Here is a 20,214-nt window from a genome sequence, read left to right as displayed (position 1 = left end):
GAAGTGAGACAGATGGGAAGAAAGGAAGGTGACGAGCCCGACCCTCGGCACTGGCGGAAAACGGCTGTGGCTGCTTCGTTCCCGACCTGACCAGGTTGACCGCCCCTCCATGCGAGGAGGCCCGTCACGTCGTATTCTAACATCGCTTGCTGCGCTGCGCGAGAGGCATCGGGACAAAAGCCGCCGCGACGGAACGGCAACTTCGGCGCTGCTGCCGCTCTTGTCTTCGCACATACGATCGCCAAATAGGGTTTGTCACGACGGGTTGCAGCGCGGACGACATGCGCGCGCGAGGCATTCGGGATATGCGCCGAAGCCTTGCCAGCGCTGCCGTGCGCGGCGTGAGACCCTACCGCCCGAAGGCGTACTATCACGGCGGGCAACGCATAGCAATTTAGGCTAAACTGGCGTTCAAGTGACCCGCAAAGCCAAGCCAGGTCGCCTTCCCGAAACTGTCCCCACAGTGCTTCGCGCGTCGGCTTTCATGGTTTGCCCTGTGGTAAAGCGAACGGAAAGTTTTCTGATTTTGTTGTATCGTGGCGGGCAATCAAAGCAGGCCTCGAACCGAAAGAGGTATTCACACAATGAGCGAACACATCAAGCATATCAGCGACGCATCGTTTGAACAGGACGTCGTCAAATCCGATAAACCCGTGCTGCTCGACTTCTGGGCGGAATGGTGCGGCCCGTGCAAGATGATCGCGCCGATCCTCGACGAAGTTGCGAAGGACTACGCTGATCGCCTGCAGATCGCGAAGATCAACGTCGACGAACATCAGTCCACGCCCGTCAAGTTCGGCGTGCGCGGCATCCCCACGCTGATCCTGTTCAAGAACGGCGCAGTTGCTGCACAGAAGGTAGGCGCACTGTCGAAGTCGCAACTCACCGCGTTCCTCGACGGCAATCTTTAATCGGTCACACGCAGACACGGCGCGCATGCATTGCATGCACGCCACCCGGCTCGCATAACTTGCAGTGAGTTGATGCATCGAGCGAGCCGCATGATTCTTGTTGTCCCCCGACAACAAGAATCATGCGTCAAGTCTAACCAGCCGCGCAGGCTGGAATTGGCGTGTGCTATGCTAGAATCTATAAAACGTCTAAAAGACGAGTAAGTCCCTGAGCGGTTCCGCTCACTTCTCCTCCCAGATTTCATTTCAGGTCGCACCTTCTCTGCGGGTTCTCCGTATGCATTTATCCGAGCTCAAGACGCTACACGTGTCCCAATTGATCGAGATGGCCAATGGTCTCGAGATCGAAAGTGCGAACCGCCTGCGCAAGCAGGAACTGATGTTCGCCATTCTAAAAAAACGCGCCAAAACGGGCGAAACGATCTTCGGTGACGGCACGCTCGAAGTGCTGCCTGACGGCTTCGGCTTCCTGCGCTCGCCGGAAACCTCGTATCTCGCAAGCACGGATGACATCTACATCAGCCCGTCGCAGATTCGCCGCTTCAACCTGCATACGGGCGACACCATCGAAGGCGAAGTCCGCACGCCGAAGGACGGCGAGCGCTATTTCGCGCTGGTGAAGGTCGACAAGGTCAACGGCCAGCCGCCCGAGGCCTCGAAGCACAAGATCATGTTCGAGAACCTGACGCCGCTGCACCCGAACAAGGTGCTGCTGCTCGAACGTGAGATGCGCGGCGAAGAGAACGTCACGGGCCGCATCATCGACATGATCGCGCCCATCGGCAAAGGCCAGCGCGGCCTGCTCGTCGCGTCGCCGAAGTCGGGCAAGACGGTGATGCTTCAGCACATCGCGCACGCGATCAAGCAGAACCACCCCGACGTCATCCTGTTCGTGCTGCTCATCGACGAGCGTCCGGAAGAAGTGACGGAAATGCAGCGCTCGGTGGCAGGCGAAGTGATCGCATCGACGTTCGACGAACCCGCCGCGCGTCACGTGCAGGTCGCCGAAATGGTGATCGAAAAGGCGAAGCGCCTCGTCGAAATGAAGAACGACGTTGTGATTCTGCTCGACTCGATCACGCGTCTTGCTCGCGCGTACAACACGGTCGTGCCGGCTTCGGGCAAGGTGCTGACGGGCGGTGTCGATGCGAACGCGCTGCAGCGTCCGAAGCGCTTCTTCGGCGCAGCGCGCAATATCGAGGAAGGCGGCTCGCTGACCATCATCGGCACCGCGCTGATCGAAACGGGCAGCCGCATGGACGACGTGATCTACGAAGAGTTCAAAGGCACGGGCAACATGGAAGTACACCTCGAGCGCCGTCTCGCGGAAAAGCGCGTCTATCCGTCGATCAACCTGAACAAGTCCGGCACGCGTCGCGAAGAACTGCTGATCAAGCCCGAGATCCTGCAAAAGATCTGGGTGCTGCGCAAGTTCATCCACGACATGGACGAAGTCGAAGCGATGGAATTCCTGCTCGACAAGATCCGCCAGACGAAGAACAACGCCGAGTTCTTCGACATGATGCGCCGCGGCGGCTGATCGCCGCCAGCGCCTCGAACTGTCGAACACGAGAACGCCTGCCATCGCGCAGGCGTTTTTTTCGTCCGCACGCCTTGCACTCAATACTACGTTCACACCGCCACCTGTACGTGAACGTACACGTTGATCTATAATGCTTCGCATCATGACCGATATGTGAAGCATCGCCATGCCGAACGACGACTCCCCCACTCTGCTGACCGTGCGCGACGCCGCCGAACGTCTGAACGTCACGCCGCGCACGCTCAAGTACTACGAGGAACGTGGCCTCGTCACGCCCAGCCGCAGCGAAGGCCGCTATCGCCTGTACGACGAAGACGACCTCGAACGCTTTTCGCGCATCCTGCGTTTGCGCGCGCTGGGCTTCTCGCTGGCTGGCATCACAGAAATGCTGAAACGCCCGCTCGAAACGACGGAAGGCGGACGCAACCGCTACTCGATGGACTCGCTGCAGCAGATTCGCGACGGCCTCGCGCAACAGATCGAATCGCTCGACGCGCGCATCGAATCCGTGCGGCGCGAACTGAAAGAAGTGCAGAAGCTCAAGTCCGAACTCGCCGACGACCTGAATTACGTCGAGCGGCGTCTCGCCGGCGAAAGCGCCGATGAACTGATCCGGCAGCGCCGCGCCGCGGCTGCCAGCAAACGTGCCGGGAGCAAGGGCACGAAAGCATGAACGCAGGCGTGCCGCGCGCGCATATCTTCAGCGCGGAGAAACTGCGCGGCGATTTTTTCCCGTGGGTGCTGGCCGTCGTCACCGGCCTCGACTACTTCGACAACGCGATCTTTTCGTTCTTCGCCAGCTACATCGCGGGTGGCATCAATGCGTCGCCGGACGAACTCGTGTGGTCGTCGAGCGCGTATGCCGTCGCCGCCGTGCTCGGCATCCTGCAACAGCAATGGTGGGTCGACCGTGTCGGCTACCGGCGTTACGTGGCCGGCTGCATGCTGCTCTATGCGGCGGGCGCCGTCGCGGCCGCCCTGTGCGATACGTCGTTCGGCCTGCTGTTCGCGCGCGGCTTTCAGGGCTATTTCATCGGTCCGATGATGGGCACGTGCCGCATCCTCATCCAGCTGAGCTTCACGCCACAGCGGCGGCCGGCTGCAACGCGCGCCTTTCTGATCCTGATCGTGCTGTGCAGCGCGCTCGCGCCGCTCATCGGCGGACAGCTGGTCGCGCATTTCACGTGGCGCGCGCTCTTTGCCTGCACCGCGCCGTTCGGCGTGCTGTTCGCCGTGCTCGCGATGTTCGCGCTGCCCGATTCCGGCGGCCGCACGCCGGGAGAACGCGGCGCGACCCATTTCTGGCCGTACATCATCTTCGCGTTCGCGCAAGGCGCGCTGCAGATCGTGATGCAGCAGGTGCGCTTTCAGCTCTTCAGCACATCGCCGAATCTGCTCATTCTGACCGCGGCGGGCATCGCGGCGCTTGCGTGGTTCGTCCGGCATCAATGGCATCATCCGTCGCCACTCGTGCGGCTGCACGCGCTGCGCGAAAAGACCTTCCAGGTTGGGCTCGTGCTGTACATGTTCTACTACTACGAATCGACGGCGTTCAGCTATCTGATCTCGCGCTTCCTCGAAACCGGCCTCGGCTATCCCGTCGAGAACACGGGCCAGCTAGTCGGCTTCACGTCGCTGATTTCGGCGACGGCCCTCTTCGCCTATCTGCGCTACGCAAAGCTGCTGCTGCGCAAAAAGTGGATCATCGTGCCGGGATTCGCGGTCGCGGCGTTCGCGGCCGCGTGGATGACGCGCATGTCGCCCGCCGTCGGCGAACCGGCGCTGATCGTGCCGCTATTGCTGCGAGGTTTGCTGCTGCTCTTCATCGTGCTGCCCGTCGCGAATCTGACGTTTAGAATCTTCGCTATCGAGGAGTTCTCGCACGGCTACCGGCTGAAGAACATCGTCCGGCAACTGACGATTTCATTCGCGACGGCGTCGGTGATCATCGTCGAGCAGCATCGTCAGGCACTGCATCAGACGCGGCTCGCCGAGTTCGCGAATCCGTACAATCCGGCTTTCGAAAACACGATCGCGGCGCTCACGCACGGCTTCGCGGCGGCCGACGCGCATGCGCTGGCCGTCGTCGAGGTGAGCCGGATGGTCGCGCAACAGGCGAGCTTCCTCGCATCGCTCGACGGGTTTTACTTTCTGATCGGCGTGGCCGTATGCGGCGGCATTTTCGCCGCATGGCAAAAGCAGATCGACTAGATTCGTATCGGTAACGCTAACCAAAATGGGCAACTGCGAGGCAACCGCGCGATGCTTTCGAAATTCACCCAATGGCTCGACACGCGCCGCCGCGACCGCGCGCTGCGCACCCACGCGATCGACGACGCGCTCTGGCAGGCGACGCTCGACGGCCTGCCGTTTCTCACGCGCCTCGGCGCCGCCGACCTCGCGCGCCTGCGCGACATGACGAGCCTCTTCATCGCGCAAAAGGAGTTCTCGACCGCGCATGATCTCGAGCTGACGGATCAGATCACCGTCGCGATTGCCGTGCAGGCGTGCCTGCCCGTGCTGAATCTCGGGCTCGAACTGTATCGCGGCTGGGTCGGCGTGATCGTCTATCCGGGCGAGTTCGTGATCCGCAAGACCGTCGAGGACGAGGACGGCGTCGTCCATGAAGTCGAGCACGATGCAAGTGGCGAAGCGTGGGAAGGCGGCCCCGTGATCCTGTCATGGGAAGACGCGCAGATGACGGACGGCTCGGACGCATACAACGTCGTGATTCACGAGTTCGCGCACAAGATCGACATGGTGACGGGCGAAGCCGACGGCCACCCGCCCCTTTTCCGCAAGCTGCATGCGCCGCTCGATTCCGCGCAGTGGGCGGACGTGTTCGACCACGCATACGACCAGTTCTGCGCGAAAGTGGAGGCCGTGCCGGAGCGGCGTTGGGCCCGCTTCGAACGCGAGTCGCTGATCGATCCTTACGCCACCGACCATCCGTCTGAATTTTTTGCCGTGTGCAGCGAGGCGCTGTTCGTAAAGCCCCGCGAGTTCGAGGCGGAATATCCGGAGCTTTACCAGCTGCTCGCCCGTTACTATCGGCAGGACCCGGCGCATACGGGCGCACTCGAACAGACCGACGCGTAGCGCATCGCAAGAAGCGGGCAGCCGCCGAAGCTTGCGAAAAAACCTCCACGAACCTCGTCAAACGACTGATTTTCTGGCATAATCCCCGTTTTTCGACCTTAGGCAAGTGGCTCGCGGTTGCGGAATTCTCCGGCTCCCGGGTTGGCTACCGCCAGATTAAAGGAAAGACCATGAAAGAAGGCATCCACCCGAATTACCGCGAAGTCCTGTTCGTCGATATGTCGAACGACTTCAGGTTCGTGACGCGCTCGACCATCCAGACGCGTGAAACGGCCGAATTCAACGGCAAGACGTACCCGCTGGCGAAGATCGAAGTCTCGTCGGAATCGCACCCGTTCTACACGGGCCAGCAAAAGATCATGGACACGGCAGGCCGCGTCGAGAAGTTCAACAAGAAGTTCGGCGCCCGCGCTTCGGGCAAGGCCGCGAAGTAACCGGCAGTACACGTTGCAGGCCCCGACTTCCCTCCGGGCCGCCACGATGCAAGAAGGGCAGCGCAAGCTGCCCTTTTTTGTCGGCGAAAGGTTTGTTGGGCTGGGTTAGGCTCGCTGGCCGCATGCCGCCGCTTCGCCCGATACGGCATTGCGCCGCGTTATATGCGGGTTGCATCCATTTCCACTTCAATTGATGCCTGTTCGCGAGAACAATTGTCGGCGCGACGGCTGGCATTGAAGCAAAACCCGCCGCGAGACGCCCGCCGCAACGCCCGCCGGGTCCACGTCGAACGGCCACCCCGAAAGCCCGCTTCCTTGCCCTTTCGCTGCGCTGCTTCTATCCGCAGCGTCGGTGCGCGTTTGTGACGGGCACCGTGCCGCGCGTCTACAATGCCGCATGCTGGTTCAGAGACGCCTCCTGCGCTCCATCAATAACTCATGGCTGCCGCCCGCGCAGCCTCACACGAACACCGCATGAGATCTGTCGTTCGCCTCACTGCTTCCGCCACCAGCGCGCTGCCGCGCTGGCTGCTGCTCACCATCTGCGTCGTGTACGCGTCGTTTGGCCTGTTCGGCCGCGACCCGTGGAAGACGGAAGACGCAGCCGGCTTCGGCGTCATGTGGACGATGGCCAACGGCACGCTGCACGACTGGATGCTGCCCAATCTCGTCGGCAAGTACATCACGTCGGATGCGCCGCTTGGCTACTGGCTCGGTGCAAGCGCGATCCGCGTGCTGGACCCGCTCGTCGACGCGAGCAACGCATCGCGCGTGTTCACGGGCCTGCTGTTCTGCGCGGCCTGCGCGTTCGTCTGGTACGCAGCCTATCTGCTCGGCCGCCGGCCCGAGGTGCAGCCGTTCAAGTACGCATTCGGCGGCGAGCCCGAGCCGCGCGATTACGGGCGCACGCTCGGCGACGGCGCGCTGCTGATCCTGCTCGCGATCTTCGGTCTCGCCGAGCGCGGCCACGAAACGACGCCGCAGATCGCGCAATTCGTCTGCATCGCGATGCTCGTCTATGGCCTCGTGCGGATGGTCGACAAGCCCGTCCAGGGCGCGCTGATCTGGGGCTGCGCGATCGGCCTCGTCGCGCTGACGAGCAATCCCGTGCTGGTGGGCGCGCTGCTCGTCGGCACGTTCGCGATGCTGATCATCGTGCACGAAACGCACTGGCGCACGCTGATGCTCGCGGGTCTGCCCGTCGCGCTGGCGCTCTCGGTCGCGTGGCCGCTCACGGCGATCGCGCTCTTCCCCGACGACGCCGTCTGGTTCCTTCATCAATGGATGCGCACCAGCCTGCACGCGTTCGCCGGCCCATACGGCTCGACGCTGCGATATGCCGTCAAGAACCTGCCGCTCTTCGCGTGGCCCGCGTGGCCGCTCGCGATCTGGGCGTGGTTCAGCTGGGCGGGGCTGCGGCGCGCGCCGCACATTGCGATTCCGCTGTCGGTAATCGCGCCGCTGCTGATTCTCGTCGTGCTGCAAAGCCAGGGGACGAACCGCCTTTTCACGCTGCTGATGCCCGCGCTCGCGGTGATCGCCGCGTTCGCGCTGCCGACGCTCAAGCGCGGCGCGATCAACGCGATCGACTGGTTCGCGGTGCTGAGCTTCACGGTGCTCGGCACGTTTGTGTGGCTCGTGTGGCTCGCGGGCATGACGGGCTTTCCGCATCAGCTTGCGCGCAATCTCGCGCGGCTCGCGCCGGGCTTCACGCCGCAGTTCAAGATCCTGTCGTTCCTGTGCGCGGTGGCCGTGACGCTCTGCTGGTTCGCGCTCGTGCAGTGGCGCGTCGCGCGCCATCCGAAGGTGCTGTGGCGCAGCGTCGTGCTGTCGAGCGCCGGCACGACGCTGATGTGGGTGCTGCTGATGACGCTCTGGCTGCCCGTCGTCAACTACAGCCGGACGTACAAGGACGTGGCCGAGCAGATCTCCGCGCACCTGCCATCGGACTACAACTGCATTGCGCCCGTGCGTCTCGGCGACGCGCAGATCGCGACATTCGCGTATTTCGGCGATATGCATTTTTCGTTCAATGAAGACTGCGACGTGATCCTGCGCCAGGACACGCAGGACTTCGGCGAGCCGAGCTCGATGTCGAACTTCGTGTGGAAGCTCGTGTGGGAAGGCCGCCGCGCCGCCGACCGCGACGAACGCTTCCGGCTGTACGTGCGCATCGACCGCCCGCAGCCGCCCGTCAAGCGCCATCCGTGGCGCCCGAAGAAACACGGCTGACAATGTTCGCCGACGTGCGGAAAATCGCCGGGCTCGCTTGGCCCGTGCTGATAGGCCAGCTGGCGATCATCGCGTTCGGCGTAATCGATACGGCGATGGTCGGCCGCTACTCGGCGACGGATCTGGCCGCGCTCGGCCTCGGCTCGTCGATCTACATCTCCGTGTATATCGGCTTGACGGGCATTCTGACGGCATTGCAGCCGATTGCGGGCCAGCTGTACGGCGCCGCCCGCTACGACGAGATCGGCGAGGAAGTGCGCCAGGCGCTGTGGCTTGCCTTCGCGCTCGCCGTGCTCGGCTTTCTGGTTCTCTACTTCCCTCACCCGCTGCTGCAGCTTGCGCGCGCGCCCGAGGCACTGCGCGAGCGCACGGTGTCATACCTGCAGATCGTCGCGTTCGGCTTGCCGGCGAGCCTTGCGTTTCGCGTCTACAGCTCGCTGACGAACGCAGTCGGCCAGCCGCGGCTCGTGATGATCCTGCAGATCGGCGCGCTGATGCTGAAGCTGCCGTTCAACACATGGCTGATCTTCGGCGGACTCGGCGTGCCGGCGCTCGGTGGCCCGGGCTGCGCGCTCGCCAGCACGCTGATCAACTGGACGCTCGCCATCGTCGGCATGCTGGCAATGACGAAGCTCGATGTGTTCCGGCCGTTCGCTATCTTCGCGCATTTCTGCTGGCCCGTCTGGCGCCGTCAGGCCGCGCAACTGAAGCTCGGCATTCCGATGGGGCTCTCGTATCTGATCGAAGTCACGTCGTATACGTTCATGGCGCTCTTCATCGCGCGTTTCGGCACGACGACGCTGGCGGGGCATCAGATCGCGGGCAACATCGGCGCCGTGCTGTACATGACGCCGCTGTCGATCGGCATCGCGACGTCGACGCTCGTCGCCCAGGCGCTGGGCGCGCATCGCTACGAAGCGGCGCGCACGCTTGCGCGGCACGGCATCGCGATGGCCGTCGCGATTGCGTGCTGCTACGGCGTGATCGTGCTCGCGCTGAGGCCGCTGATCATCGCGGGCTATACGCCCGATGTGCGGGTCGCGGCGGCGGCGATGCCGCTGGTGCTGATCGTCGTCTTCTACCATCTCTGCGATGCGCTGCAGATTACGTCGGCATTCGTGCTGCGCGCGTATCGCGTCGCCGTCGTGCCGACCGTGATCTACGCGGTCGCGTTGTGGGGCGTCGGACTCGGCGGCGGCTATGCGCTCGGCTTCGACGTCGGCGGATGGGTGCCCGCATCGTTCACGGGCGCACGCGGCTTCTGGCTCGCGAACACGGCAAGCCTGGCGATTGCGGGCGTCGGTCTCGCGTTCTATCTGCGCTGGATCAGCAGGCGGTCGCTGCGGATGGGCGAGCAGATGCAGGCAGATAGCGCGGCCTGAACGCATAGTGGCTTTTCATGCGGGCCGCATGCGCGTCGATGTTCGATCAGATGCGCTGGTTCGATCCGCGCGCTCGCGCCGCGCGCTCGCCTCCGTTTCGGTAAAGCAGGAAACGCATTTCCGAAAGCAACGACATCCCGCTAAAGACGAAGCATCGGTGCGTGCCGTTCTCGCCGTGTGGCAGTGAGCAGTGAAAGCAGACCGTTAGTTGCGCCTTAACCCTTCCCTGAACCCGCAATCGTCGCAGATATCGCCTACGCAGCCGCCTCTTCCTCGTCGCGCTGCTCGAACACTTCACGTGCCGCGAACAACGCATTCAACGCCGCCGGAAAGCCCGCATACACGGCCATCTGCATGAATACCTCGACGATCTCGTCGCGCGTGCATCCGACATTGAGCGCCGCCTCGATGTGCACCTTCAGTTGCGGCTGCGCATTGCCGAGCGCGGCCAATGCGGCGATCGTCGCGATCTCTCTCGCGCGCAGGTCCAGTTGCGGACGGCTGTACACATCGCCGAACGGAAACTCGATCAGCATCCGCGCGAAATCCGGCGCAATGGGTGCCAGCGACGCGATCACCTTCTCTCCCGCCGTTCCGTCGATTTCCTTCAGCTTGTCCCAGCCGCGCGCATAGCGATCGCCGCGTGCTTCCGCTTGTTCCTGTGCTTGCTCTTGTGCCGTTGCATATGCGTCATTCATTGCGAGTCCTCAATCAAGTCTTGCGTTTCCGATATGTCCTGCCGATGCCGCCTCACGTTCGGCCGCTTCATAGACCGCGATCTTGTCGGTGATCGCGTCGAGATTGGTCTGCAGCTCCGCGATGCGCGCCAGCACGGCCTCGCGATGCTCGACCAACATCTCGCGCCGCGCGCCGATGGTCGCATCGCCCTCCGCGCGCAGCGCGGCGAACGCCTGCATGCCGGCGATCGGCATCCCCGTCGCTTTCAGACGCATCACGAAGCGCAGCCAGTCGAGATCGGCGGGCGAATAAAGACGGTGGCCCGCGTCCGTGCGGCCGACGGGACGCAACAACCCCGCCTGCTCGTAGTAGCGCAGCGTATGCGCGGAGACGCCGCTCGTCGCGGCGACCTGACCGATGGTGAGAGCTTTCGACATGACGAAACTCAGGTTAGGACTTCGAGTGAACTCTAAGTCAAGCACGATCTGTTGATCGACAAAATTCAACGAAATCCTACATTGCATCCGGGCTGAAACGCTGGGTGCATCGGCTAGAATCGGCAGCGGCAATCCGAAAGAAAAATGAAACCGGGAGCGCAGTCGATGCAAAGCGGCACCATCAAACGTCAATGGATAGGGGCAGCCGCGACGGCTGTGACACTCGGCCTTCTCGCCACGCTCGCATGGCGCGCCGATGCAGCCCGCATCACACAGGTCTCGCCGCAAGGCAAGGTCGCGCAGGTGCGCCAGGTCGTCGTCAAGTTCGACGAATCGATGGTCGCGTTCGGCGCGCCGAATCTGCCCGCGCCCGCGCGCATCAAGTGCAACGATGCGTCCGCGAGCGCCGGCCAGCCGCGCTGGATCGACGACAAGACCTGGGCGTGGGACTTCGCCGCCGATCTGCCGCCAGGTGTCGCATGTTCCGTCGATCTGAACGACGGGTTGAAATCGTCGGCAGGCCATGCGCTGACGGGCCCGCACCACTACGCGTTCGAAACGGGCGGCCCTATCGTGCAGAGCATCGAGCCGTACGGCGGCGAAATCGAAGAAGATCAGGCCTTCGTCGTCCGACTGAACGGACCGGCAACGGAAGCCTCCGTCAGTCAGAACGTATGGTGCGAATCGAGCGGACTCGGCAACCGCGTCCCCATCAGGAACGTCGATGCCGCCACGCGCACGGCGCTGCTCAAACTCTTCAGGCTGCAAAAGGACGCGGCGCGCGTGCTGACGCTGCAATGCCAGCAGGCGCTGCCATCAGGCACGAAGGCGCAGCTCGTCTATGGCAAGGGCGTCGCAAGCCCGAGCGGTATCGTCAACGACGTCGAGCGCCGCTTCGACTTCACCGTGCGCGAGCCATTCGCCGCGAGCTTCAGCTGCGAGCGCGAAAATGCAAAGGCGCCCTGCACGCCCTTGCGTCCGCTGCGTGTGCAATTCAATGCGCCCATCCTGCGCGCGGATGCCGAGAAGATCCGCATCAAAGGGCCGGACGGCGAGATCAAGCCGTCGTTCTCCGCCGACGACAAAGACCCGCAGACCACCGCTGTCGAATTCGCCGCGCCGCTGCCCGAGCGCGCCGATCTGACCATCGACATTCCGTCGAATCTGAAAGACGCGAGCGGCCGCGCGCTGACCAACGCGGACCTGTTTCCGCTCAAGACAAATACGGCCCCGCTGCCGCCGCTCGCGAAGTTTTCGTCGGGCGCGTTTGGCATCATCGAGCGCTTCGCGGAACCCGACATGCCCGCGCTCGTGCCCGTCACGCTGCGCAACGTCGAGGCGGACCTGCATATCGCCGGGCTCAACGCGGGCAATGCGCAGTTCACGAAGCTGCGCGTCGATGCCGATAGCGACATCCGGCGCTGGATGCGCAACGTCGACCGCTTCGACGGCTTCATGATGGATCGTCAGTCGATCGATCAGCAGATGCCGCAACTGCTCGCACACAATCCGCACCCCGTGATCGTTCCGCGCAATGCAGAAGACGCCAACGCGACCGAGGACCGCAAGAATCCGCTGATCGACGTGCGCTCGCTGTCGTTGCTCGCGGGCCAGCCGAAGGTCGAAACGCTGGCGCTGCCGAAGGCCGATCCGAAAACGCTGCGTCCGTTCGAAGTGGTCGGCGTGCCGGTGACGAAGCCCGGCTTCTATGTGATCGAACTCGCGTCGCCCGCGCTCGGCGCTTCGCTGCTCGGCAAGCACGCGCCGATGTACGTGCGCACGGCCGTGCTCGTCACGAACCTCGGCGTGCACTTCAAGCAGGGCCGCGAGAACAGCGTCGTGTGGGTGACGACGCTCGACAAGGGCCAGCCCGTACCGAACGCCGACGTGCACGTAAGCGACTGCAACGGCGATGAAGTCGCGTCCGGCAAGACCGACGCGCACGGTGTGCTGACGATCAACCAGGCGCTGGCTACGCGCCGCGAATGCAACGAAGGCAGTTTCGAAGGCTTTTTCGTGTCCGCGCGCATCGACGATCCGAAGACGGGTCACGACATGGCGTTCGTGCGCTCCGACTGGAACCAGGGCATCGAAGCGTGGCGCTTCAACGTGCCGACGGATACGAGCGTCGAACAGACCGTGCGTGCGCATACCGTGTTCGACCGGACGCTGCTGCGCGCGGGCGAAACGGTATCGATGAAGCACATGGTCCGCATCGAGACGATGCACGGTCTCGCGTTTCCGAAGGCGTATCCGACGCGCATGACGATTCGCCATCTAGGCAGCGGACAGACGTGGCACATGCCGCTCAAATGGGCCGCCGATCACACGGCCGACTCGACGTTCGCGATTCCCGCATCGGCGAAGCTCGGCGAGTACAGCGTGTCGCTCGACGACGGCGATGCCGCCACGGCCTCCGCCGAAAGCACGACCGAAAGCAACGACGACAGCGACGCCAACAACACCGCCACGCCGCGCCACAGCTATGCGTCCGGCAGCTTCCGCGTCGAGGAATTCCGCCTGCCCGTGTTCAAAGGCACGATCGCCGTGCGCGACGCGAAGACCCATCCGCTCGTCGCCGCGAAGGAAGCGCCACTCGCGTTGCAGATCGACTATATGTCGGGCGGCGGCGCATCGGGCTTGCCCGTGCAGTTATCGGCGCTGATGAAGAACACGACGCCCGCCTTCGCCGGCACGTATCCGGAATTCAGCTTCGCGCCGTACAGGAAGCGCAACGAGAGCAGCGAATCATCCGCTTCGGATGACGAAGAAAGCGAGCCGCAATCCGATGACGATACATCGAAGCTGATCGCCGACAAGGAACCCGTCACGCTCGACCGCAACGGCGCCGGCAGCCTGACGCTGAAGAACCTGCCGCATGTCGATGCGCCGAAGCGCCTCGCGCTCGAAGCGACCTTCGCCGATCCGAACGGCGAAGTGCAGATGATCAGCGGTGCCGCGACATTGTGGCCCGCTGCCGTTGTCGCGGGCGTGAAGTCGGGGCGGTGGGTATCCGTGGGCAGCACGGTGCCCGTGAAGGCGCTCGCCGTCGATCTGCAAGGCAAGCCGCGCGCGGGCGTGCCGCTCGAAGTGCGCGGCGTCGCGCGCATCACGATCACGTCGAGAAAACGCATGGTCGGCGGCTTCTACGCGTACGACAACCACACGGAAACAAAAGACCTCGGCACGCTGTGCAGCGGCAAGAGCGACGACCACGGCCTGATGAGCTGCGACGCGAAGCTCAAGGAAGCGGGCAACGTCGATCTCGTCGTGACGGCGAAGGACGGCGACGGCAATCTGTCGACGGCGGCGACCTCCGTCTGGGTCACGCGCGAAGAGGACCTGTGGTTCGGAGGCGAGAACACCGACCGCATCGACGTGCTGCCCGAAAAGACGGCTTACGAGCCAGGCGAGACGGCGCGCTTCCAGGTGCGCATGCCCTTCCGCTTTGCGACGGCGCTCGTCGCTGTCGAACGCGAAGGCATCGTCGAAACGCACGTCGTGAAGCTGGACGGCAAGGACCCGACCGTCGAGCTGAAAGTGAACGAAGCGTGGGGGCCCAACGTATATGTGTCGGTGCTCGCGCTGCGCGGGCGGATTCGCGAAGTGCCGTGGTACTCGTTCTTCACGTGGGGCTGGAAAGCGCCGCTCGAATGGGCGCGTGCGTTCTGGTACGAAGGCCGCTACTACGAAGCGCCGACACCGCTTGTCGATCTGTCGAAGCCCGCGTTCCGCTATGGCCTCGCCGAAATCAAGGTCGGCACGGCGGCGCACAGGCTCGCTGTCACGGTGACGCCCGATGCGAAGTCGTACACGGTGCGCGGCAAGGCGCATGTGAAGCTGCGCGTACAGATGCCGGGCGGCAAGCCCGCGCCGGCCGGCACGCAGATCGCCGTCGCGGCCGTCGATGAAGCGCTGCTCGAACTGATGCCCAACAACAGCTGGGACGTGCTCGACGCGATGCTGCAACGGCGCGCCTACGGCGTCGAAACGGCGACCGCACAGATGGAGATCGTCGGCCGCCGACACTTCGGACGCAAGGCGGTGCCCGCGGGCGGCGGCGGCGGACACAGCGCGCAGCGCGAGCTGTTCGATACGCTGCTGCTGTGGAATCCGCGCGTGACGCTCGATGCGAACGGCGAAGCCTTCGTCGACGTGCCGCTCAACGATTCGCTGACGAGCTTTCGCATCGTCGCGATAGCGGCAGTCGGCGACGGCCAGTTCGGCACAGGCAGCACGTCGATTCGCAGCACGCAGGACCTGCAGCTGATCTCCGGCCTGCCGCCGCTCGTGCGCGAAGGCGATCAGTTCCGCGCGCAATTCACCGTGCGCAACACGACGACGCGCGCGATGAAAGTCGTCGTCACGCCGAACGTGGCGGGGCTGTCGTTGCAACCGCAAACGGTCGACATCCCAGCCGATTCGGCGCGCGAAGTCGCATGGACGGTGACGCCGCCCGACGGCCTGTCGGAGGCCGCATCCGCTGCGCTCGCGTGGAGCGTCGGCGCGACGGCGCAAGGCGCACCACATGCGGCGGACGCGCTGAAAGTCACGCAGCGCGTGACGGCCGCGATTCCCGTCAACGTTCAGCAGGCCACGCTCACGCAGGTCGACGGCACGTTCTCGCTGCCCGTCGCCGCGCCGCCCGACGCGACCATGACGCAAGCAGGCGCGCTGCGCGGCGGCATCGCGGTGTCGCTGCAATCGAAGCTCGCCGACGGCATGCCGGGCGTGCGCCGCTGGTTCGAGCGCTATCCGTATAGCTGCCTCGAACAGCAGACGTCCGTTGCGCTCGGCTTGCGCGATCCGGCGCGCTGGCAGGCCGTCGTCGCGCGCATGCCCGTCTATCTCGACAAGGACGGCCTCGCGAACTACTTCCCGCCCGCCGACGACAGCGGCAACACGGGCAGCACGGCGCTCACCGCGTATCTGCTCTCCGTGACCGACGAAGCCGCGAAGCTCGATCCGCGTTTTGCGTTGCCCGACGACCTTCGCGCGAAGCTCGAAGGCGGCCTCGCGAATTTCGTCGAAGGCCGGCTCGCGCGCGACGTCTGGGCGCCGCGCAAGGATCTCGATCTGCGCAAGCTCGCCGCGCTCGAAGCGTTGTCGCGTCATGGCGCGGCGCGCGCCAGCATGCTCGGCTCGATCGAGATCGCGCCGAACCAGTGGCCGACGTCGGCGGTCCTCGACTACTACGCGGTGCTGTCACGCGTGAAGGACGTTCCCCAACGCGCAGAAAAGCTCACGCAAGCCGAGCAGATCATCCGCTCGCGGCTCACGTACCAGGGCACGCGCCTCACCTTCTCGACAGCCGATAACGACGACCTCTGGTGGCTGATGACGGGCACCGAAACGAACGCCGCGCGCACCGCGCTGATGTTCGTCGAGACGCCCGGCTGGAAGGACGAGATGCCGCGACTCGTTGCGGGTCTGCTCGCGTTGCAGAAGAACGGCGCATGGCAGACGACGACGGCGAACCTGTGGGGCTCGATTGCCGTGCAGCGTTTCTCGCAGGTCTTCGAGAGCGTGCCCGTGACGGGACAGACGAAGCTGCAACTCGGCGCGACGGACAAGGCGATCTCATGGAGCCAGCCCGCGTCCGCTGCAACGAACGATGCATCCGCGACGTCCGTCACGAAGACAGCCGACGTGCGCAGCCAGTTGCTGCCGTGGCCGACGGGCGCACGCAACGCGCCCATCCCGCTGACGCTCGCGCACGACGGCACCGGCAAGCCGTGGGCGACGATCGAAAGCCTCGCCGCCGTCGCGCTGAAAGCGCCGTTGGCCGCGGGCTACAGGATCACGAAGACGGTCACGCCGATCGACCCCGCCGTCAAGGGCGTGAACACGCGCGGCGACATCGTGCGCGTGCATCTCGACATCGATGCGCAGACGGACATGACGTGGGTCGTCGTCAACGATCCTGTGCCCGCAGGCGCGACGATCCTCGGCTCGGGACTGGGCCGCGATTCGGAAGCGGCGACGGAAGGCGAAAAGTCGAAGGGCTATGCGTGGCCGTCGTTCATCGAGCGCGGCTTCGATGGCTATCGCGCGTACTACGACTATGTGCCGAAGGGCAAATTCTCAGTCGAGTACACGATCCGGCTGAACAACGTCGGCACGTTCGGCCTGCCGCCGACGCGCGTCGAAGCGCTCTATGCGCCATCGACGTTCGGCGTGCTGCCGAATGCGGCCGTCGTCGTGAAGCCCGCGGCGGCGGCGAAGTAACGAGGCGCGCATGACGATGGACCGCACGAACGCGATGAAACGTAATCGCCCGCTAAACGGGCGGTGGCGCAGCGCGTGCGCGCGCGTCGTGCTGTGCGCGCTGCTGATCGCCATACCGCTCGCCGCGCATGCGCTGCCGACGTTCGACGACGTCCACACGCAATGGCGCACCTCCGACTGGCTGCTGCTGTCGCGCGACGGCGTGCCGCTGCAACGCACGCGCATCGACAACACCGAGCGGCGCGGCGACTGGGTCGCGCTCGCCGATGTGTCGCCGGCGTTGCGCGAAGCGATCGTCGTGTCGGAGGACAAGCGCTTTTACGAGCACAGCGGCGTCGACTGGCGCGGCGCGGCGGCGGCCGCATGGGCGAATCTGTGGAACACGCGCACGCGCGGCGCATCGACGGTCACGATGCAGCTCACCGGTCTGCTCAACGACGATCCGCAGCGCTCCGGGCAACGCTCGATCACGCAGAAGGCGAGCCAGGCCGTGAGCGCGCTATGGCTCGAACGCACGTGGCGCAAGGACCAGATTCTGGAGGCGTACCTGAATCTCGTACCGTTCCGCGGAGAGACGATCGGGTTGTCCGCACTGTCGATCACGCTGTTCGGCAAGGCGCCATCCGGCCTCGACGAACGCGAAGCCGCCGTTGCCGCCGCGCTGATCCGCTCGCCGAATGCGTCGTACACGAAGGTCAGCGATCGCGCGTGCCGGATTCTGCGCGACATGAAGGCGCCCGAGCGCTGCGCGAATCTCGCGAGCTTCGTGCAGCTCGCTTTCGCGCGCCCTGCTCCCGCGCTGCTGTCGGTGTCGCCCGATGCGCCCGTGCTTGCGCCGCATTTCGCGCGGCGCATTGCGAGCGAAGCGCATCCGACGGCGGGCGCGCGTGTCACGAGCACGCTCGATGCGAAGCTCCAGCGCTTCGCCAGCGACACGCTTACGCGCACGCTCATCGAGCTCAACGCGCCCGCGCATCCGCGCAACGTGCACGACGGCGCCGTCGTCGTGCTCGATAACGCGACGGGCGAAGTGCTCGCGTGGGTCGGATCGTCGGGTGGCCTGTCGGGCGCGCGCGATGTCGATGCCGTGCTCGCGCGCCGCCAGGCCGGCTCGACGCTCAAGCCGTTTCTCTACGCACAGGCCATCGACGAGCGTCGGCTCACCACAGCCTCGCTGCTCGACGATGCGCCGCTCGATCTCGCAGCGGGCGGCGGCCTCTATATTCCGCAAAACTACGACAAGGACTTCAAGGGCTGGGTGAGCGTGCGCACGGCGCTCGGCTCGTCGCTGAACGTGCCCGCCGTACGCGCGCTCGTGATGGTCACGCCGCATCGCTTCGCGAAAACGCTCACCGCGCTCGGCCTGCCGCTTTCGCAAAGCGGCGACTACTACGGCTATTCGCTCGCGCTCGGCAGCGCGGACGTGACGCTGCTGTCGCTGACCAATGCGTATCGCGCGCTCGCCAACGGCGGAGTCGCGTCGCCGACTTTCGACGTGCCGCGTCATGCGCCTGCATCGAGCCTGCGCGAGCCTGCCGCGAAGCAACGCGTATTCACCGCCGATGCCAGCTACATCATCACGACCGTGCTGTCGGACAACAACGCGCGCACGCGCACGTTCGGCTTCGACAGTCCGCTCGCGACGCGCTTCTTTTCGGCCGTCAAGACGGGCACCAGCAAGGACATGCGCGACAACTGGACGATCGGCTATACGTCGCGCTATACGGTCGGTGTATGGGTCGGCAACGCAGACGGACAGCCGATGTGGGACGTATCCGGCGTGACGGGCGCGGCGCCCGTCTGGGCGGCCATCGTCGGCTATCTGCATCGGCGCGTGCCGAGCGTCGCGCCGCGCGCGCCAGTGGGCGTCGTGCAGACGCGCGTGACCTTCGACCAGAACATCGAGCCCGCGCGCAACGAATGGTTCGTGAGCGGCACGCAAACGCCCTTGGTCGGACTCGCCGCGAACGCGAGCAATGCGGACGGCGCGCGAACCGTCTCGCGGATGCCGCGTTCAGCGGCGCTCATGCGCGCGTCGAACGGTTCCGGCAAGTCGTCATCGAACGGAGCGCCGCGCATCGGCTCACCGACTGACGGCACGCTCTTCGCGCTCGATCCCGACATCCCCGCCGCGCGCCAGCGCATCGTGTTCGAGCGCGCGAGCGGCTCGTCCGCCAGCAGCACGTGGCGTCTCGACGGCCGCTCGCTCGGCCACGACGAACGCGTGCTGTGGCTGCCCTGGCCTGGGCGTCACGTGCTGGAACTCGTCGATGCGGATGGATCGGGCGCCGATTCCGTGCGTTTCGAAGTGCGCGGCGCGACGGCGCGTGGCCCTGTGAAAGCAGGCGCGACCAAAGCGGGCACAACGGGAGGGAGCACAACCGCGCAGCAAACAGCGCCCCCCCGTCCCGCCCCATCCTCCGTCAAACTCCCCTGACATCCGTACACGATGCCAGCCCCGCGAGTGCGCAAAAGCTTCAAATTTGGTGCGAGCCGATTGTGTTGTCACGGACGCACCGGTATAAATCGGCCGATTCGCGCAACGTCGCGCGCCCTTCGGCGAAAGAGAACAGTAAATGTTCTATGCTTGAACGCAGTGCTTGCTAACGTGAAAGCGTCGTCCGTTCCGGCTACCTGTTTGCCCTCAATGGAGTGATTGCCATGTTGAAAAAGCTGTTGATGCTTTGCGCCGCGCTGATCCTGTCGTTGTCGGCGGGATTCGCGTCCGCCGTCGAAGTCAATACCGCCGACCAGGCGGCGCTCGAATCGGTCAAGGGCATCGGCCCCGTCCATGCAAAGGCGATCATCGACGAACGCACGAAGAATGGCCCGTTCAAGGATGCCGACGACCTTGCGAATCGCGTCAAGGGCATCGGCGAGAAGTCGGTGAAGAACCTCGAAGCCGCGGGCCTCACGATCAACGGCTCGTCCACGCCGCCGACGGGCGCAACCACCAAGCCCGCCGCGACGACGTCGAAGCAGACGGCTGCGCCCGCAACCACGGCGCAACCCACGCCTTCCGCGCCTGCCGAAGCCGCATCGGGTACGAAAGCCTCGAAGTCGAAGAAGAAGAGCAAGGCGGACGCCACTGCAGCATCGGCGCCCGCTGCTACCGCGGCATCCGCGCCTGCGATGGCGTCGGATACGACCGCCCCGAAGTCGAAGAAATCGAAGAAGAGCAAGGCCGCGTCCGCTGCATCGGGCGTATAAGGACTCGGACGGGGACGCACTTCGCTGTGCGTCCGATGGCCTCACTGCTTCACGTCTACG

13 protein-coding genes and 1 other RNA gene are annotated in these 20,214 nt (G+C 64.7%); 11 read left to right on the top strand and 3 right to left on the bottom strand.

Annotation, left to right across the window (positions count from 1 at the left end; translation table 11 throughout):
* Nucleotides 1-27 precede the first annotated feature (27 nt).
* An RNA gene (gene ffs, locus BMW76_RS02040) (signal recognition particle sRNA small type) lies at nucleotides 28-126 on the bottom strand.
* A gap of 458 nt (nucleotides 127-584) precedes the next feature.
* Here ffs and trxA point away from each other — a divergent pair.
* The 8 genes from trxA (at nucleotide 585) to BMW76_RS02000 (ending at nucleotide 9,601) form a co-directional block, all read left to right on the top strand.
* Entirely contained in the window at nucleotides 585-911 is a 327-nt protein-coding gene (trxA, locus tag BMW76_RS02035; RefSeq protein WP_007586494.1) for a thioredoxin TrxA, read from the top strand.
* A 277-nt stretch (nucleotides 912-1,188) separates the two neighbouring features.
* On the top strand, nucleotides 1,189-2,451 hold the full coding sequence (gene rho, locus BMW76_RS02030) for a transcription termination factor Rho (RefSeq protein WP_012400357.1): 1,263 nt from the start codon (nucleotides 1,189-1,191) through the stop codon (nucleotides 2,449-2,451).
* Between the two features lie 169 nt (nucleotides 2,452-2,620).
* Nucleotides 2,621-3,127, top strand: a complete 507-nt coding sequence (locus BMW76_RS02025) for a MerR family transcriptional regulator (RefSeq protein ID WP_090862147.1) — start codon at nucleotides 2,621-2,623, stop codon at nucleotides 3,125-3,127.
* Complete coding sequence (locus tag BMW76_RS02020) at nucleotides 3,124-4,665, top strand: MFS transporter (protein WP_090862145.1); 1,542 nt, start codon at nucleotides 3,124-3,126, stop codon at nucleotides 4,663-4,665. The genes BMW76_RS02025 and BMW76_RS02020 overlap by 4 nt, the downstream gene beginning before the upstream one ends.
* A gap of 51 nt (nucleotides 4,666-4,716) precedes the next feature.
* Nucleotides 4,717-5,553 carry a M90 family metallopeptidase gene (locus BMW76_RS02015; RefSeq protein ID WP_090862143.1) on the top strand — a complete coding sequence of 279 codons (837 nt, stop codon included), beginning with the start codon at nucleotides 4,717-4,719 and terminating at the stop codon, nucleotides 5,551-5,553.
* A gap of 170 nt (nucleotides 5,554-5,723) precedes the next feature.
* Nucleotides 5,724-5,987, top strand: coding sequence for a type B 50S ribosomal protein L31 (locus BMW76_RS02010; RefSeq protein ID WP_090862141.1), 264 nt, complete (start codon nucleotides 5,724-5,726; stop codon nucleotides 5,985-5,987).
* Nucleotides 5,988-6,461: 474 nt separating this feature from the next.
* The gene (locus BMW76_RS02005; RefSeq protein ID WP_090862139.1) at nucleotides 6,462-8,219 is read left to right on the top strand and encodes an ArnT family glycosyltransferase; all 1,758 of its coding nucleotides are present in this window, start codon (nucleotides 6,462-6,464) and stop codon (nucleotides 8,217-8,219) included.
* Nucleotides 8,220-8,221: 2 nt separating this feature from the next.
* Complete coding sequence (locus tag BMW76_RS02000) at nucleotides 8,222-9,601, top strand: MATE family efflux transporter (protein WP_090862137.1); 1,380 nt, start codon at nucleotides 8,222-8,224, stop codon at nucleotides 9,599-9,601.
* 254 nt (nucleotides 9,602-9,855) lie between these two features.
* Here the strand turns inward: BMW76_RS02000 and BMW76_RS01995 are convergent, their stop codons facing one another.
* On the bottom strand, nucleotides 9,856-10,299 hold the full coding sequence (locus BMW76_RS01995) for a carboxymuconolactone decarboxylase family protein (protein ID WP_090862135.1): 444 nt from the start codon (nucleotides 10,297-10,299) through the stop codon (nucleotides 9,856-9,858).
* A 9-nt stretch (nucleotides 10,300-10,308) separates the two neighbouring features.
* A complete protein-coding gene (locus tag BMW76_RS01990) occupies nucleotides 10,309-10,887 on the bottom strand; it encodes a MerR family transcriptional regulator (protein ID WP_245763098.1) in 579 nt (192 codons plus the stop codon).
* Here BMW76_RS01990 and BMW76_RS01985 point away from each other — a divergent pair.
* The 3 genes from BMW76_RS01985 to BMW76_RS01975 all read left to right on the top strand — a co-directional run bounded on the left by BMW76_RS01985 (nucleotide 10,882) and on the right by BMW76_RS01975 (nucleotide 20,154).
* Nucleotides 10,882-16,944, top strand: a complete 6,063-nt coding sequence (locus tag BMW76_RS01985) for an alpha-2-macroglobulin family protein (RefSeq protein WP_090862539.1) — start codon at nucleotides 10,882-10,884, stop codon at nucleotides 16,942-16,944. The two genes, BMW76_RS01990 and BMW76_RS01985, sit on opposite strands and share 6 nt — an antisense overlap.
* Before the next feature lie 34 nt (nucleotides 16,945-16,978).
* A complete protein-coding gene (gene pbpC / locus BMW76_RS01980; RefSeq protein WP_177200295.1) occupies nucleotides 16,979-19,381 on the top strand; it encodes a penicillin-binding protein 1C in 2,403 nt (800 codons plus the stop codon).
* 224 nt (nucleotides 19,382-19,605) lie between these two features.
* Nucleotides 19,606-20,154: a ComEA family DNA-binding protein gene (locus BMW76_RS01975; RefSeq protein ID WP_090862130.1), complete on the top strand. Its 549-nt coding sequence runs from the start codon at nucleotides 19,606-19,608 to the stop codon at nucleotides 20,152-20,154.
* The last annotated feature ends 60 nt before the right edge of the window (nucleotides 20,155-20,214 follow it).

Origin of the sequence: Paraburkholderia diazotrophica, assembly GCF_900108945.1 — a bacterium.
Classification (GTDB): Bacteria; Pseudomonadota; Gammaproteobacteria; order Burkholderiales; family Burkholderiaceae; genus Paraburkholderia; species Paraburkholderia diazotrophica.
Note: the sequence above shows the minus strand (reverse complement) of the source record. Positions and strands in the feature narration are given on the sequence as shown.